The following is a 15,011-nucleotide window of genomic DNA, read 5'->3' on the forward strand; positions in this document are numbered from 1 at the left end:
TCTTCAGTTCATGCTCGAAAGCCGGTACCTCAGGCACCGGCTTTCAAACTTGTCTGATCAGCGGTGCGACGTGACGCCGCACCGCGTGACAGACCCTATGATAACAAGCGAAGCGCCATGATTTAAGTGGCATTATCACCCAACTTAAGTGGCAGGCGCTTTTTTACTCATATGTCATAGGCTTAGGTAGCGTCAGCGAGTAACATTTCGCGAATTTTACCAATCGCACGAGTAGGGTTAAGGCCTTTTGGGCACACCGCTACACAGTTCATGATGCCACGGCAACGGAACACCGAGAACGGATCTTCCAGGTTGCTCAACCGCTCACTGGTGGCCGTGTCACGTGAATCGGCCAGGAAACGGTAAGATTGCAGCAGCCCAGCAGGCCCCACGAACTTCTCTGGGTTCCACCAGAACGACGGGCACGACGTTGAACAGCATGCGCATAGAATACACTCATACAAGCCATCTAGCTTGTCGCGTTCTTCCGGCGACTGCAGGCGTTCAATAGCAGGCGCAGGGGTGTCGTTCTGCAGGTACGGCTGAATACGCTCGTATTGCTTATAGAACAGCCCCATATCCACGACCATATCGCGAATAACTGGCAAGCCCGGTAGTGGTCGCAGGGTCAGCTTGTTGTTTTTGACAACATCTGACAGCGGCGTGATACATGCTAGGCCGTTTTTGCCGTTCATGTTCATGCCGTCGGAACCGCAGACACCTTCACGGCAGCTGCGACGAAACGCCAAACCGCTGTCTTGTTCCTTCATCATATGAAGAACATCCAGCACCATTACATCGCGGCCTTTGGTATCGACCTGAAACTCCTGCATGTAAGGTGCGGAGTCGGTTTCCGGATTGTAGCGGTATACGGATACCTGAAGATTGGACATAGTGACTCCCTCTCGTCTATGCGGCGTTTAGTAGGTACGAACCTTAGGCTCGAACGTATCCATGGTTTTCGGCTTGAAGTTTACGTCGCGTTTTTTCAGCTCTTTCGTCGCTGGGAAGAACAACGAGTGCTTCAGCCAGTTAACGTCATCACGGTCTGGATAGTCATAGCGCGAGTGGGCGCCGCGGCTCTCTTTACGCTCAAGGGCAGCGATCGCCGTCGCTTCAGCCACTTCCATCAAGTTATCAAGCTCAAGTGCTTCGACACGGGCAGTATTGAAGGCATTGGACTTGTCAGGCAGATAAGCATTAGAAATGCGCTCACGCAGCAGTGCTAGCTTATCGACGCCTTCCAGCATGTTTTTCTCTTCGCGGAATACGCCGAAGGAGGTCTGCATGATTTCCTGAAGCTCAGCCTTCAACTCAGGAATGCTTTCGCCGCCTTCAGACTCATTCCAACGCGTAATGCGCTTCATGGCCGTCTCAATGTCAGACTCGGAAGCATCCAGGTACTCAATACCTTCGTTCAGCGCGCCTTCGATAAACATGCCAGCGGCACGCCCAAAGACCACCAGATCCAGCAGTGAGTTACCGCCCAAGCGGTTGGCACCGTGAACCGACACGCACGCCGCTTCACCACAGGCAAACAGACCGTTAACGATATGATCGTTACCGTTTTCATCCATGGTAATCGCCTGGCCATGAATGTTGGTCGGAATACCGCCCATCATGTAGTGACAGGTCGGTACAACCGGGATCGGATCTTTCGCTGGATCGATATGTGCAAAAGTCTTAGAAAGCTCAACGATACCGGGTAGGCGCTTGCCAAGTACTTCTTCACCCAGGTGGTCGAGCTTCAGGAAGACGTGGTCGCCCTTCTCGCCGCAGCCGCGGCCTTCCAGAATCTCCATGACCATCGAACGAGCGACAACGTCACGGCCCGCCAAATCTTTGGCGTTGGGCGCATAACGCTCCATAAAGCGCTCACCGTCTTTATTGATCAGGTAGCCACCCTCACCGCGACAACCTTCTGTGACCAGCGTGCCCGCACCGTAGATACCGGTTGGGTGGAACTGCCACATTTCCATGTCCTGCATCGGGAAACCCGCACGCAGCGCCATGCCAATGCCGTCACCGGTGTTGATCAACGCATTGGTCGTAGAGGCGTAAATACGCCCGGCACCACCAGTGGCCAGTACCGTGGCCTTGGATTTAACGTGCACTACTTCGCCAGTTTCGATACACATGGCGATACAGCCAACCACGTCACCGCTGGCGTTTTTAACCAGATCAACCGCGTACCACTCGTTTAGGAACACGGTGTTGTTCTTCAGGTTGTTCTGATAAAGCGTGTGCAGTAGCGCATGGCCGGTACGGTCAGCCGCTGCACACGTACGTGCTGCCTGGCCGCCTTCACCAAAGTTCTTCGACTGGCCACCAAACGGGCGCTGATAGATGCGGCCATTGTCTAAACGAGAAAACGGCAGGCCCATGTGCTCAAGCTCAAATACCGCTTTCGGGCCTTCAGAACACATATACTCCGCCGCATCCTGGTCAGCGATATAGTCGCCGCCTTTAACGGTGTCATACATGTGCCAGCGCCAATCGTCATTTGGATCATCAGACGCGATTGCACAGGTGATACCACCTTGGGCAGAAACGGTGTGAGAGCGCGTTGGGAACACTTTTGATAACACGGCCGTCTTTTTACCGGACTTCGCCAGTTCTAGAGCGGCTCGCAGGCCAGAGCCACCGCCACCAATGATAATGGCGTCAAACGTCAGGCTACGCAGATTAGACATGTAATCAAGCTCCCCACAAAATTTGAATGCCCCACACCAAGTACACGAAAATGCCCAGGATGATGACAGCTTGGGCACCCACGCGCAGGCGAGTGGACTTGAGATAGTCGGTGGTGACGGTCCACAGACCGATCCAGGCGTGTGCCGCTATGGCGATAAAGGCCAATAGCGAGAAAATCCGCATCCACGTCTGGCTGAATAGACCGCTCCACGCGTAGTAGTCGAGGTTCGGATTAAACAGCAGGAAGGCAACGATAAAGACCGTGTAGAGGGCCAAAATAACCGCAGAAACGCGCTGCATCAGCCAGTCGGAAAGCCCACTACGGCCAAAACTTGTAATGTTAGTTACCATACCCAAACTCCTGCCAGAATAATCAGAACAGCGCTAACCACTATGGTGATCTGCGCTTTTTTAACGCCGCCTTCGAGGGTTACTCCAATGTCGGCATCCATCAGCAGGTGCTTGATACCCGCTACAAAGTGAAATGCCAATGCGGATAACAGCCCCCAAGCGATCAACTTAGCCAAGAAGTTATTGGCCAGCGCATCGCTGACGGCGTCGAAACCCGCCGGAGATGACAAGGACTTACCCAGCGCCCAAAAAGCGAAAATCAGGCCAACGAACAGGATGACACCCGTGATGCGGTGTGTAATCGATGTCAATGCAGGCAGCGGAAAATGTATGGTGGAAAGGTCTAGGTTTACGGGTCGTTTACTATTCACGGCTTTGTACACACTCTCTTGGTCCGCTCTGAGACAGGTCGGGCATAGCCCGAGCGGGCGGTGGTTTCGGGAAGGGGCTCGGCCGTTGCCAAGTTGGGCACGACCTCCTACCTGCCGGTCGCGCGCCGTAGATTATAAGAACCTTCGCCCTCGCTTACAAACCGAACTCAGGCCTAACTCGACTATGGTGCAAGAAAATTGTCTTCATCCTGAGTCGATTTTGCGCTGCAGCATGGTTATAGTGGCAAGAGACTAGCAGTTTGATAAGCCTGTTAACATCTTATGTTAGAATACAGGCAAAAATCTCTGGCGTTTTGCTACACTGCACGCCCTCTCATCATATACAAAAATTACTCACAACAACAATGTTTGTACAACACGTGACTAGCGCTTAGGCTAATTGACAAAATGTCGCACACTTCTATAGTGGGCAAGCCTTTTCGCCGGCGCGGTATGCGCAGCAATGACTTTACGTCCCAACCCGAATTCGAAAGGAGGCCAGCATGGCTGACAGGAAAGCGACATTGACGGTAGACGGTCTGGATAAACCGATCGATCTACCCATGTATTCCGGCACACTTGGCCCCGACGTCATCGACGTCCGCGGCCTAGGCGCTGAAGGCCTGTTCACCTACGACCCCGGCTTTATGGCCACCTCTTCCTGCCAGTCTGCCATCACTTATATTGATGGTGGTAAGGGCGTGCTGCTTCACCGCGGCTACCCCATTGACCAACTGGCAAAAGAGTCTAATTTCGTAGAGGTGTGCTACACCCTGCTGTTTGGTGAGCTACCCAACGATGAGCAGTACGCGGATTTTGAATCGCGCATTCGTAACCACACCATGGTTCACGATCAAATCAATAACTTTTTTAAAGGGTTCCGCCGCGACGCGCACCCGATGTCCATCCTGTGCGGTGTAGTAGGCGGCTTAGCGGCTTTCTACCATGACCATATGGACATCACTCAAGAAGAAGACCGTGTTATCAGTGCGATACGCCTGATTGCTAAAATGCCTACGTTAGCGGCGATGTCGCACAAATATAATGTCGGCCAGCCTTTTAACTACCCACGCAACGATCTGACCTATGCAGAGAACTTCCTCTACATGATGTTCAGCAACCCGTGCGAAGAGTACAAAATCAACCCGGTATACGCGAAAGCCATGGATCGCATCTTTATGTTGCATGCGGATCATGAGCAGAACGCCTCCACCTCAACAGTACGCCTGGCAGGCTCCACCGGTGCCAACCCATTCGCCTGTATTAGCGCAGGTATCGCGGCCCTATGGGGACCCGCTCACGGCGGCGCCAACGAAGCCGTTCTGGCCATGCTTGACGAAATCGGCGAAGACTCCGAAGATAACATCCAGCGCTTTGTTGATAAGGCCAAAGACAAAGACGACCCGTTCAAGCTAATGGGCTTCGGTCACCGCGTTTATCGTAACTTTGACCCGCGCGCCAAAGTAATGAAGGAGACCTGCGACGAAGTACTCGCAGAGCTTGGCATGGCCGACGACCCGCAGCTCAAAATTGCTAAGCGCCTTGAGCAGATCGCCCTTGAAGATGAGTACTTCATTGAGCGTAAGCTGTACCCGAACGTCGATTTCTACTCGGGCATTATCTTGAAAGCGATGGGCATCCCGACCAATATGTTCACCGTGATTTTCGCTGTATCACGCACCATTGGTTGGATTTCCCATTGGCACGAAATGCTCAGTGAAAGCTACAAAATTGGCCGTCCGCGTCAGCTCTATATTGGCCATGACAAGCGTGACTACCCAAAAAAATAAAGCATCCCCTCTTTTGACAGTACGATCAAAGGCCACCTTCGGGTGGCCTTTTGCGTATGGGCTGTTTAACGCTATGACGCATAGGCCAGCAACGCACCATCACCTGCGCTCACGCTCAACCGCCCTCCCATCAAGCATCGAGTTAACTCACCCTTTAGAGGCCGCCCTGCACCCTTGTTGAGCATGGTTTGCACACATGGCACATCGTTGGTAAAGGTAGCTGGTCAACATAGCCCGTTGATATCGTCAGGCGAATCGACGATAGGTTCCGCTTGTTAGCCTTTTGCTTTACCTCTTTTGAATCACTCATTGGGCTAAATCGCTACTATTAAAAGCGCTAAAGCAGCCCTATTATCGCTTGACTTTTTATCTTCTGAACCTGGGCCAGGGTTTTCCACACTATCTGTGGATAACCCTGTTCACAACCACTTCAAAACGTCCCGAAATCGCCATGGGCAGTGGGCCAGCCTTAAATTGGTCATTTTTTAACCTAACATAAGTGATTGTTTTTAAACAATTTAAGTTCTGTTAAAGATTTTTTGCGTCAACAACAAGGGGTTGTGCACAACCCTTAAATCAGAATCGCAAAAGTGGACAAGTCAAGCACAAAATCGTCCAAAAATTGACGATTTGTGGCTTTTCCGTGAACGACAGGAATGCAAAAATCCAGCGAATGAGAGGGCTCATTGCTAGGGAGATAAAACAATTAGGAAGAGTATCTGAGTAGTGGCGTCCCATAGGGGGTTCGAACCCCTGTTACCGCCGTGAAAGGGCGGTGTCCTAGACCACTAGACGAATGGGACGTAAATCGAGCCGCTTCGCAAAAACTATTAATGAAAAGCTATTTCTTAAAAACCATCACTAATTGGTGGAGCCTAGCGGGATCGAACCGCTGACCTCAACACTGCCAGTGTTGCGCTCTCCCAGCTGAGCTAAGGCCCCACATGTCGCGAAGACGGAGCGTATAATACTGATTATGCTACCCTTCGTCAACTGAAAAAGCGCCAATTTCATAAGAATAAGAAATTGGCGCTTACGCTTTAACAACCGAGGTTAGGCGATTTCACGAAACTCTTTTACAGAGCTATTTCACAGAACTATTTCACGAAGCAATTTCACGAAATTCTTTTTCAAAGCGCTTCGCCTGTTTTTTCGAGACGCCGCCCAATACCTCTATCGCACTGCGCAGGCGTGCCCGTGTAACGTCTGAGCCTAGAATCGCCATGGCATCCATCACTGAGGTACTGGACGCGCTACCAGTAATGGCAATAAACACTGGCGCCAGGAAGGCCTTCATTTTTAAATCAAAATGCTCGGCCAGTATTTTCACTTCGCTCAGCAGCGCCTCTTTGTGCCAAGCTGAAACGCCCTCGAATCGCCAGACAAGGAACTGGAGCAGTTTGACCAGCTCGTCTTCCTCAAGCTTAACGCTATCAAACGACTCCTTTGTTAACGGCGGAAGGCCTGAGAAGAAGTGCCCTGCCAGTGGCATTACCTGGGAGAGCGTCTCTACCCGTGGCCGTACCTGCGGCAGTATCTGCTTAACATAGGCTTCATTGAAGGCCCACTCGCGCAGCGCGCTCAGCAAGGCATCGTCGTCCAGGTCTTCGCGGATATACACACCGTTCAGCCAGGTTAGCTTCTCCAGGTCAAACACTGGGCCACCTAACGAGACACGCTGGACGTCGAACTCATCCATCATCTCTTGCAAGCTGAATTTCTCGCGTTCATCGGGCATGGACCACCCCATCCGCCCCAAATAGTTGGTAACGGCCTGGGGTAAAAAGCCCATCCGACGGTAGTAATTGATGGACGTCGGGTTCTTACGCTTCGAGAGTTTGGATTTATCCGGGTTACGTAGCAGTGGCATGTGACAAAGTTGCGGCATTTTCCAACCAAAATACTCGTACAGCAATTGGTGCTTTGGTGCGGAGTTAATCCACTCTTCCCCACGCAACACATGGGTAATTTGCATGAGGTGGTCATCAACAACGTTTGCTAGGTGATAAGTAGGCATGCCGTCTGATTTAAGCAGAATTTGCGCATCCACTTGCGCCCACTCCACTTCAATAGTGCCGCGCAGCATGTCATCGACGACGCAAACGCCTTCAGCAGGGACATTCATACGTACCACGTAAGGCCAGCCTTCCCGTTCACGGCGTGCTTGCTCTTGGCTTTCCAACACTAAATCAGCGGGCTTCAATGCCAAGTGCAATCCCGCTGCTTTACGGGTTTCACGCAGCTCATCCAGCTCTTCACTAGTGCGGTAGCATTTAAACGCATGCCCGGCATCCAGCAGCTGCTGGGCATATTGGGCGTAAATATCGCCACGTTCGCTTTGCCGATAAGGGCCGTGGGGGCCACCAATGTCTGGGCCTTCATCCCACTCAAGCCCCAGCCAACGCAGCGAATCGAGAATCATCTGCTCCGACTCAGACGTAGAACGCACACGATCAGTGTCTTCAATACGTAGAATAAATTGACCACCATGCTGACGCGCAAAACAGAGGTTAAAAAGCGCAATGTAGGCCGTGCCAACGTGGGGGTCGCCAGTGGGAGAAGGTGCGATGCGAGTACGTACGGTCATGAAAACGTCCTATTGGCAAAAATGCATGGCGATATTATACGCACCTTAGGCGCAACCAACAGCGTTGCCTAGGGAACGACTAGCGCAGGAAAGCGTCAGAGAAATTAACTCAACGTTATTTGTCCACTAATGCGCGCTAAAGCACAATCGCTTAGTATGGTTCTGCTGCAACATCTTGGGCGCATACCCCAAGCTTAAGACAGACCAATAATGTATGTTTATAGAGCCACTATCTATATTAGCAAAGATTATTATAGTGGAAGACATTCAACGAGCTTTTTAGCTCATCATCAGGAAGACGAAATGGAATCGCTAGGCTCACGTATCAAGCAACTGCGGCTTAGGGCCAAGCTCAACAAAGCTGCCCTCGCACGCAAAGTTGGCGTGTCAGATGTCACCATTTCTTATTGGGAATCTGGGGCGATCAAGCAGATCGGTCACGAACGCCTTGTCGCGCTCGCTGATGCACTCGACTGCTCCCTGGCAACACTATTGGAAGGTGACAGCGCACCCGAGCTATTAACGTTGACCCACACTGGTCCCCTCCCCTGGGAACAGGTGCAGGCAACTACCATTAAGGTGCCCAGTCACCTCCCGCTGAACATCGACTGGAAAGCACCGTGCGTAATGGCAACACCTGCCCAAGGAACAGATTTTGCACCCGTTAACGCTGGTGACCTTCTGCTACTTGGGCCGACCCATGTGTTTCACAAAGCGGGCCACTATGTAGTGCAACGCGACGATCGTTTCGTCATTGAGCACTTCGCCAAAGCCCCGAGCGACACATCGATTCATGCAGTACTGTTAGCCCATTGGCATCCTGCCTAAAGCGTCTACCTCCCCGGACTCTCTAGCACCTCCACCTGGTCACGCGTTTGTCTTGGCTCACTCCCCACCAAGAAGCGACGTGAGTAGGTGGCCACTTGGCCCAGCCCATGGCGGGATTGGCTTACCAGCTCTCCCGCCAGGTGCTGGCCCTCGTGGCCAATACGCGCCTGAACGGCTTCCGGCTGCACGCTGCCTTCGGAAACCTCAACCCTCACTAGATAGCCGCCATCGGGCAAGCCACTGCCAGGGCCAAATGGCCCCGCAGCATACACGCCATCGTCTACACGGGTTCGCTCTCGCCAACGTACGCTGCTAATCTCACGCTCGACAATAACCTGTACCAGTGTGCCATCTGGCAAGTTGCTTTCGCCTTCCACCATTAAACGCCGGTCGCTACGCAGGGACACATGCGCCACTATCTCGACGACAAGTGGTGTCACTTCTTCCGTTTCAGCCACTTCTATCTCGGCGGCTGACGGTTCAGGGGCTGAGGTTTGCTCTGCGGTTACCGCCGTCTCATTCGGTGCGTCTGTTTCACCACAGCCTGTCAGTAGCGCAGCGGATACCATCAACACGCCAACACTGCTTATTACATTGCGCATACGAACTCCGAAATATTACTTGTTCTGCAGCTTACCACTGCATTGCCGCCGCCACAGTGGAATACTCGTTTTTGGCACCGCTACTGGCACCGCTTCCGGTACAATATGCTTATCATGCTAACAAGACTTTTTAGGAGCAGCGGCTTTGGACATCATTTGGTGGTTGGCCTATGTAGCACTGGGCGGTTTTGTAGGCTTAATGGCGGGGTTATTGGGAATTGGCGGTGGCGGCATTATGGTGCCGATTCTCACCTCCCTTTTTGTACTCCAAGGCGTGCCCCACGAACACCTGGCCCACTTGGCCTTAGGCACCGCCATGGCGGCCATCATTCCAGCCTCTACCGCTAGCTTGTTCTCCCACCACCGGCACGGAGCCGTTCGCTGGGACATCGTGCGCTTTATTACCCCTGGCATATTAATCGGCACTTTTTTGGCGACCTTTATCGCTGCGCTGATTCCCACCCTTGGCCTAGCCATCTTTTTCGCCTGCTTTATGGTGTTAATGTCACTCCAGATGCTGGCAAACATCAAGCCCAAACCCAGCCGCGGCCTACCCGGCCCTATCGGCATAAGCGGTGTCGGCCTGGGCATCGGCGGTATCTCAGCGCTCGTCGCCATTGGCGGTGGCTCACTCACAGTGCCTTTCCTAACCTGGTGCAACGTCAAACTCCCCCGCGCGATTGGTACCTCTGCAGCCGTGGGGCTACCGATTGCCGTTGCCGGAACACTCGGCTACATCATCAACGGCTGGTCTACCCAAGGGCTGCCCAGTGCGGCGCTCGGCTACGTTTACCTGCCTGCGCTACTGCTAATGGCACCCTTCAGTATTCTTACCGCCCCTATTGGGGCCAAGTTAGCTCATAGGCTACCCGTCAAACTCCTCAAACGGGTATTCGCTTTTATGCTGATGGGGTTGGCACTGCAGATGGTGTATGCGGTGTTTACGGCGTGAGGCTACCCCTGCAATATTAGAATAGAGACGCGGTAAGGCGTTGCCAGGTAAAAGGAAAGCAGCGCATTTCCATGCCATAATGTTCTGCCCGTTTTTAGGAGGCGGCATGGGCATTATTTTTGGTAATCGGGAATTTATTGACGAAACCACTCTCCCAGGGGCACAGGTTCAGCATTTTTCGCTGGCGGGTACTAACTACGGCGCGTTATTTATTCCCCGTCCCGCATGGGACGATAACACCGCTCTGAAAGTGTCACAGGAACTAGGCATTGAGATCCCAGAAGATGCCTACGAGATCAAATTTGATACGCTTGATAGCCTATTGGATGACAACCCAGCCAATGGCTACCGTACTCGATATCAGCTAGGTTTAGCCCCTTACTCCTTCACGGAGTTGAATCTACTCGGCTCGGGCTTGCTAGAGTCCATTAGATCAAGATATGCATGGCTCGGGCTATTATGGCTGTGCCGTTGATGACAATACTCAGCTGTGCCACTATTACAGAAGGCTTTACAGACGCTATAGAGCTTATTTCCTAGCTAGCGGTCTAACGCCCTATACCTCCCAGAGAGGAACATGCTATGCATTTATACGCGAATGAACACATCACACAGCAGCGCAAGGCGGCAACCATTGAGGCCGCACGTAAGCGCTATCTTGCTGCAAAACGGCAAGGCAATGTGAAAGTCAGCCTGAGCGCTGAAGAAGCACAGAAACGCGCCCAGAAGTCCGCTTTTCGTCTGTCCTAATTGTTAGCTTCAAAACAAAAACCCCCGGCCACTCCACATGGTCGGAGGTCTTTATTGCCGCATTATTCTGGCGAAACGTTTCCGCAACGCGTGCTCTTAGGCGACACCTTCAATATGGCAAAGTTTGGCTAAGTTGCCAACAAGTTATTTCCCGTTACGCAATGTAACGTTCACCTGCACCATCCAACACCTCGCCTGCCTGACTGACCCCTTAAAATGCTGCACGGTCGCAAAACAGCCCTAACTACCTCGGCCAACAATTGGCGACAACGGAAGCCCAATCAGATAGACACACCGCAAACAGAAGAAGAACGCCAGCGCAGCCAAAAGCTAATGGCCACCATGGACGCGCTGAATGAGAAGATGGGAAAGGGAACGGTACGCCTGGGCCTTCCGGAAAAGAACGCCCCCTGGCACCTACGCTGCGCGAACCGAAGCCCACGCTATACGACGAATTGGGATGAGTTGATGAAGGTGTATACTGATGAGGGGGCAGCTAAAGCTGCATCAAGTAAATTCACCCAATCTAAAAAACGAGGTTTTTCAACAATTAATCTTCCTGAAATTCATCTAAGCTTTTATTAATAGCTTTTTTCTTATTAGCTTTACGCTTCCTTTCGTTCACAAAATCATTTGTTGCCTCAAATTCTTTCCAAATATAAGTCAAAACAGAAATACCAATACCCAGCAACCCACCAATTACATTATATCCCGCGAAAAAGAGGGCGTGACTTACCGGCAAAATGAACACCGCAACCGTAAACATTGCTGAAAAAAAATAAAAACCTACACCAATCCAAACTTGTCTTCTTTTTTCCTTAACTATGCGGAGCAAACGCCTTTCTTCCATCATAGTTAAACCTTCCGTGACTTCTACACCTCTAAGCTTTAAAATAACTTGAATACAAAAAGCTATAGGAAAGAAAAAGACTGAGATCATTAGCCAAGGGGGCGAATATTTCATTCCTTCAGGATATAGTGACAATATGCATCCAAAAGCAAAAGCTCCTAAACCTGCAGAGAGCATAAGGACTAGTGCTCCTGTTGCTGTCCACCCGTGCTGTAAATTGTTTGGAGCTCTCATAAATCAAGCCTCAGCATCGCCGCTGTCTTTCGGCTTTGCTATAAAGTCACTGTCAACTTCCTCTAACGAAATTTTTTCTTTAAGCCACACCGTCATTTTTTCAAAAAGATCAGTTTCATCTATAATTCCATTAAAAAATTTTACCGATAGCTTCCCGGATAACTTTAGATCTTTTCCAGTAATTTCGCCACCACCATCCAGCAAGATTTTAACATCATCCTCGTGCTGATGTCGCAACGCTGTAGCCATATTATCAAGTAGTTTATGCCCTTGCTTTGTCGTTTTTCTTAAATACGTAATCTCTAAACTAACTTTTAAATTAGCCTCATCTAAAGCTTCGCTTAAGTCTTGATTATTAAACCAGTATTGATCTATCAGAGATTTAACCAAGTCAGCACCAAGACCTTTAGGTACGTACCTAACTTTATTGGTAGTGCTTACAACAATTCCTTTTTCACCGGCAGGTATATGACTCGCTTCATCAACAAGTTTACCTTCGCCAGTTTCAATAGGAGCGCCAATAAAAATAGATTTAGCTGGGCTGCTTTCTAATCTTTTTACAACATCAGGAGAGGGTTTATCCTGAAAAATAAGAGCTGTACTAGAACTAAAGCTGTCCGAGTGACCATCAAAAATCCATTTCAAATGAGCCTCAAGATCTCTTGCTTTCAAAGCTGCAGACTGTATCAGAACAAGATGGTTATTCTTTACGCCAAAGTACAACATCGAATCAATAAATTCTTTACGTCTATTAATCTTACTTTCAAGACTGCTTGATCCTTCTGACTTCCCACCAGAGCTATCACTTGACGTATCTTTATCACCTAGATTAGAGGCATCTATCGAGAAATACTCCGAGTTATCATCTATAGTGAGAAAAGCTTGGCTTCTACCCTTTTCAAAAACAACAAGCTGTCCAAAAAACATTTTATTTTTTTTCGTATAGTGATTGACTAGCCTAAAAACCTCATCATCTTGGCTTATAGACTCAAGCCTGGATTTTGCTTTAGCCACAGTTCCGCCCGTTTTAAATACATCTTCGAGCAGCTCCTGCAGTGTAAGTTTACAATGTGTAAGCTGAACGCGTTTATAATGAATGGCCTTACTTCTAGAGTCAGCCTTCATATTTCCCCGCTTTTTATTTATATATCGCCATTAACTGCAAGACTGCTATAATCCCAGTAAAACATATGAGCTAGTGCATAACTGCATATCAGCTCCCTTGTTAACCTTCGAACAGATTCCAACTAAATCATTGCTAATGCAGTTGCAAGAAACCTAATTTTCATGGCCTTCTCCCAGTTTAACTTTCTAAGCAGTCTCAAAGCTGCCTTTATGTATTCATAGTTTTACAGTTAAACCACCCGCCCAATCCGAATCTCACGCCGCTCCAGAATCTCCACATCATGCATATCCTGCGGCTTGATCATTTCCGGCTGGTAGTGATCGTTATCGCTAATCAAGTACAACGCCCCGCCCGCCAGGCGCTGTACCCGTTTAATTCTTCGCTCACCGCTCACGAGCAGCAAGAACACGCCTTCCTGTTTTGGATAACGGCATTTTTGTAACAACCATTTACTAACCTTAAGAAAGCCTAACCCATCGATACGGCTAGCACCATTCACCTAAGGCACATTTACAGCGCTATTTCATGCATTGCTGGGTGATACCAAGCCTGATCTGCGGCGTAAGCGCTGTGGCAACTACCCTGCTATGTGCTGCGCGCCCTTTCTTACGTACAATGGCGCGCATACATCACGCTACCTCTGAAAAAGCTCTCAAGGTGTACCAGGATTTTTAAAACATCAGCCAATATCTTGACTTGGTACACTGTGGGTACATTAAGTGCGTTAATTAAGGTATTAAGAGGCAATATGGCTGTATTCAGTGCAGCCAACAGTGTTACTAAATGACTAATTTACTTAAAGAAAACAGTGCGGATCGTGGGCGACTTTTTTCGGTGGCGCCCATGATGGACTGGACTACAAGGGACTACAGAGCGTTCGCACGCACGTTAACTAGGCGTGCACTGCTGTATACCGAGATGGTCACTACCGGTGCTATTTTGCACGGAACGCCCCGTGAGCGCTTTTTGGGCTATAGCGAGGTGGAGCATCCGCTTGCGCTGCAGTTAGGCGGCAGCGATGCCGGTGAGCTGGCAGAGTGTGCGGCGATTGCCGAGTCGTGGGGCTACGATGAGGTGAACCTGAACGTGGGTTGCCCGAGCGACCGCGTGCAGAACAATATGATTGGCGCGTGCTTGATGGGCTACCCCGAAAAGGTAGCCGATGCCGTGCGGGCAATGCAGGCGGCGGTGTCTATTCCGGTGACGGTGAAGTGCCGTATTGGCATTGATGACCAAGATGAAGACGCTGACCTTGAGCGGTTTATCGCTATCGTTGCTGACGCAGGCTGCGAGGTGTTTACCGTTCACGCCCGTAAGGCGTGGCTGCAGGGGTTGTCACCTAAGCAGAACCGCGATGTACCACCGCTTAACTACCCCCGCGTTCACCGTTTAAAGCAGAGCCGCCCTGAATTGCATATCGGCATTAACGGCGGCATTAAAACGCTAGCCGAGTGCCGTGAACAGCTCACCCATGTGGATAGTGTGATGGTGGGGCGTGAGGCGTACCAAAACCCGTGGCTACTCGCCGGTGTCGATGAGCAGCTATTTGGTGAAAAAGGCCCGGCGGCAAGCCGCTTGGATGCCGCGAAGGCTTTCCGGCCTTATATTCAGCAGCGCTTAGATGAAGGCGCGAAGCTGAATCATATTACCCGCCACCTACTGGGATTGTTTCAGGGTTGCCCTGGCGGCAGGCGCTTCCGGCGCCATTTGTCAGAACACGCCCATAAAGAAGGCGCAGGATTGCGCCTATTTGATGACGCGCTTAGCTTGGTGAACGAACCCGAGTGTGTCGTATAAAAAAACCCGCTACGCAAGTGAACTGACCCCATAAACTTGGACAGTGAACAACTAAGCGGCCAAGGCCTGATTCCGGTAC

Annotated in this window: 16 protein-coding genes and 2 tRNA genes; 7 read left to right on the forward strand and 11 right to left on the reverse strand. The window is 50.7% G+C overall.

The genetic code is table 11. The annotated features are described in order from the left end of the window. Positions 1 to 182: 182 nt before the first annotated feature. The 4 genes from J7J49_RS00855 to sdhC are packed head-to-tail and all read right to left on the reverse strand — an operon-like array spanning position 183 to position 3,416. Positions 183 to 893 (reverse strand): succinate dehydrogenase iron-sulfur subunit, encoded by a 711-nt coding sequence (locus J7J49_RS00855; RefSeq protein ID WP_009287296.1) that lies wholly within the window; start codon positions 891 to 893, stop codon positions 183 to 185. A 27-nt stretch (positions 894 to 920) separates the two neighbouring features. Next, on the reverse strand, positions 921 to 2,693 hold the full coding sequence (gene sdhA, locus J7J49_RS00860) for a succinate dehydrogenase flavoprotein subunit (RefSeq protein ID WP_064233844.1): 1,773 nt from the start codon (positions 2,691 to 2,693) through the stop codon (positions 921 to 923). A 4-nt stretch (positions 2,694 to 2,697) separates the two neighbouring features. Beyond that, positions 2,698 to 3,045, reverse strand: coding sequence for a succinate dehydrogenase, hydrophobic membrane anchor protein (gene sdhD, locus J7J49_RS00865; RefSeq protein WP_064233842.1), 348 nt, complete (start codon positions 3,043 to 3,045; stop codon positions 2,698 to 2,700). After that, complete coding sequence (sdhC, locus tag J7J49_RS00870) at positions 3,039 to 3,416, reverse strand: succinate dehydrogenase, cytochrome b556 subunit (protein WP_205634159.1); 378 nt, start codon at positions 3,414 to 3,416, stop codon at positions 3,039 to 3,041. The genes sdhD and sdhC overlap by 7 nt, the downstream gene beginning before the upstream one ends. A gap of 503 nt (positions 3,417 to 3,919) precedes the next feature. Here sdhC and gltA point away from each other — a divergent pair. Continuing rightward, positions 3,920 to 5,206: a citrate synthase gene (gene gltA, locus J7J49_RS00875; protein WP_215089454.1), complete on the forward strand. Its 1,287-nt coding sequence runs from the start codon at positions 3,920 to 3,922 to the stop codon at positions 5,204 to 5,206. A 727-nt stretch (positions 5,207 to 5,933) separates the two neighbouring features. On the opposite strand, the gene J7J49_RS00880 is transcribed toward gltA, so the two are convergent. The 3 genes from J7J49_RS00880 to gltX form a co-directional block, all read right to left on the reverse strand. Continuing rightward, a tRNA-Glu gene (locus tag J7J49_RS00880) sits at positions 5,934 to 6,009 on the reverse strand. 63 nt (positions 6,010 to 6,072) lie between these two features. Next, positions 6,073 to 6,148 (reverse strand) — tRNA-Ala (locus tag J7J49_RS00885). A 160-nt stretch (positions 6,149 to 6,308) separates the two neighbouring features. Then, entirely contained in the window at positions 6,309 to 7,793 is a 1,485-nt protein-coding gene (gltX, locus tag J7J49_RS00890) for a glutamate--tRNA ligase (RefSeq protein ID WP_215089456.1), read from the reverse strand. A 303-nt stretch (positions 7,794 to 8,096) separates the two neighbouring features. On the opposite strand from gltX, the gene J7J49_RS00895 reads away from it, so the two are divergent. Then, the gene (locus J7J49_RS00895) at positions 8,097 to 8,621 is read left to right on the forward strand and encodes a helix-turn-helix domain-containing protein (protein WP_205634158.1); all 525 of its coding nucleotides are present in this window, start codon (positions 8,097 to 8,099) and stop codon (positions 8,619 to 8,621) included. Between the two features lie 5 nt (positions 8,622 to 8,626). Here J7J49_RS00895 and J7J49_RS00900 read toward each other — a convergent pair whose 3' ends face one another. Then, entirely contained in the window at positions 8,627 to 9,223 is a 597-nt protein-coding gene (locus J7J49_RS00900; RefSeq protein ID WP_215089458.1) for a hypothetical protein, read from the reverse strand. A gap of 145 nt (positions 9,224 to 9,368) precedes the next feature. On the opposite strand from J7J49_RS00900, the gene J7J49_RS00905 reads away from it, so the two are divergent. The 4 genes from J7J49_RS00905 (at position 9,369) to J7J49_RS00920 (ending at position 11,510) form a co-directional block, all read left to right on the forward strand. Continuing rightward, entirely contained in the window at positions 9,369 to 10,175 is an 807-nt protein-coding gene (locus J7J49_RS00905) for a sulfite exporter TauE/SafE family protein (protein ID WP_215089460.1), read from the forward strand. Between the two features lie 106 nt (positions 10,176 to 10,281). Continuing rightward, complete coding sequence (locus tag J7J49_RS00910) at positions 10,282 to 10,650, forward strand: hypothetical protein (protein WP_215089462.1); 369 nt, start codon at positions 10,282 to 10,284, stop codon at positions 10,648 to 10,650. A 107-nt stretch (positions 10,651 to 10,757) separates the two neighbouring features. Next, positions 10,758 to 10,925: a hypothetical protein gene (locus J7J49_RS00915; RefSeq protein ID WP_215089464.1), complete on the forward strand. Its 168-nt coding sequence runs from the start codon at positions 10,758 to 10,760 to the stop codon at positions 10,923 to 10,925. Positions 10,926 to 11,141: 216 nt separating this feature from the next. Continuing rightward, positions 11,142 to 11,510: a DUF4113 domain-containing protein gene (locus tag J7J49_RS00920; RefSeq protein ID WP_215089466.1), complete on the forward strand. Its 369-nt coding sequence runs from the start codon at positions 11,142 to 11,144 to the stop codon at positions 11,508 to 11,510. On the opposite strand, the gene J7J49_RS00925 is transcribed toward J7J49_RS00920, so the two are convergent. The 3 genes from J7J49_RS00925 to J7J49_RS00935 all read right to left on the reverse strand — a co-directional run bounded on the left by J7J49_RS00925 (position 11,476) and on the right by J7J49_RS00935 (position 13,634). Further along, on the reverse strand, positions 11,476 to 11,952 hold the full coding sequence (locus J7J49_RS00925; RefSeq protein WP_215089468.1) for a hypothetical protein: 477 nt from the start codon (positions 11,950 to 11,952) through the stop codon (positions 11,476 to 11,478). The two genes, J7J49_RS00920 and J7J49_RS00925, sit on opposite strands and share 35 nt — an antisense overlap. A gap of 60 nt (positions 11,953 to 12,012) precedes the next feature. Next, positions 12,013 to 13,134 (reverse strand): hypothetical protein, encoded by a 1,122-nt coding sequence (locus J7J49_RS00930; RefSeq protein WP_215089470.1) that lies wholly within the window; start codon positions 13,132 to 13,134, stop codon positions 12,013 to 12,015. 230 nt (positions 13,135 to 13,364) lie between these two features. Further along, positions 13,365 to 13,634 (reverse strand): S24 family peptidase, encoded by a 270-nt coding sequence (locus tag J7J49_RS00935; protein WP_353048316.1) that lies wholly within the window; start codon positions 13,632 to 13,634, stop codon positions 13,365 to 13,367. Between the two features lie 284 nt (positions 13,635 to 13,918). Between J7J49_RS00935 and dusA the strand changes: the two genes are divergently transcribed. Further along, positions 13,919 to 14,932, forward strand: a complete 1,014-nt coding sequence (gene dusA / locus J7J49_RS00940) for a tRNA dihydrouridine(20/20a) synthase DusA (RefSeq protein ID WP_215089474.1) — start codon at positions 13,919 to 13,921, stop codon at positions 14,930 to 14,932. Positions 14,933 to 15,011: the final 79 nt, after the last annotated feature.

Origin of the sequence: Halomonas sp. ISL-56, from assembly GCF_018612805.1 — a bacterium.
Classification (GTDB): Bacteria; Pseudomonadota; Gammaproteobacteria; order Pseudomonadales; family Halomonadaceae; genus Vreelandella.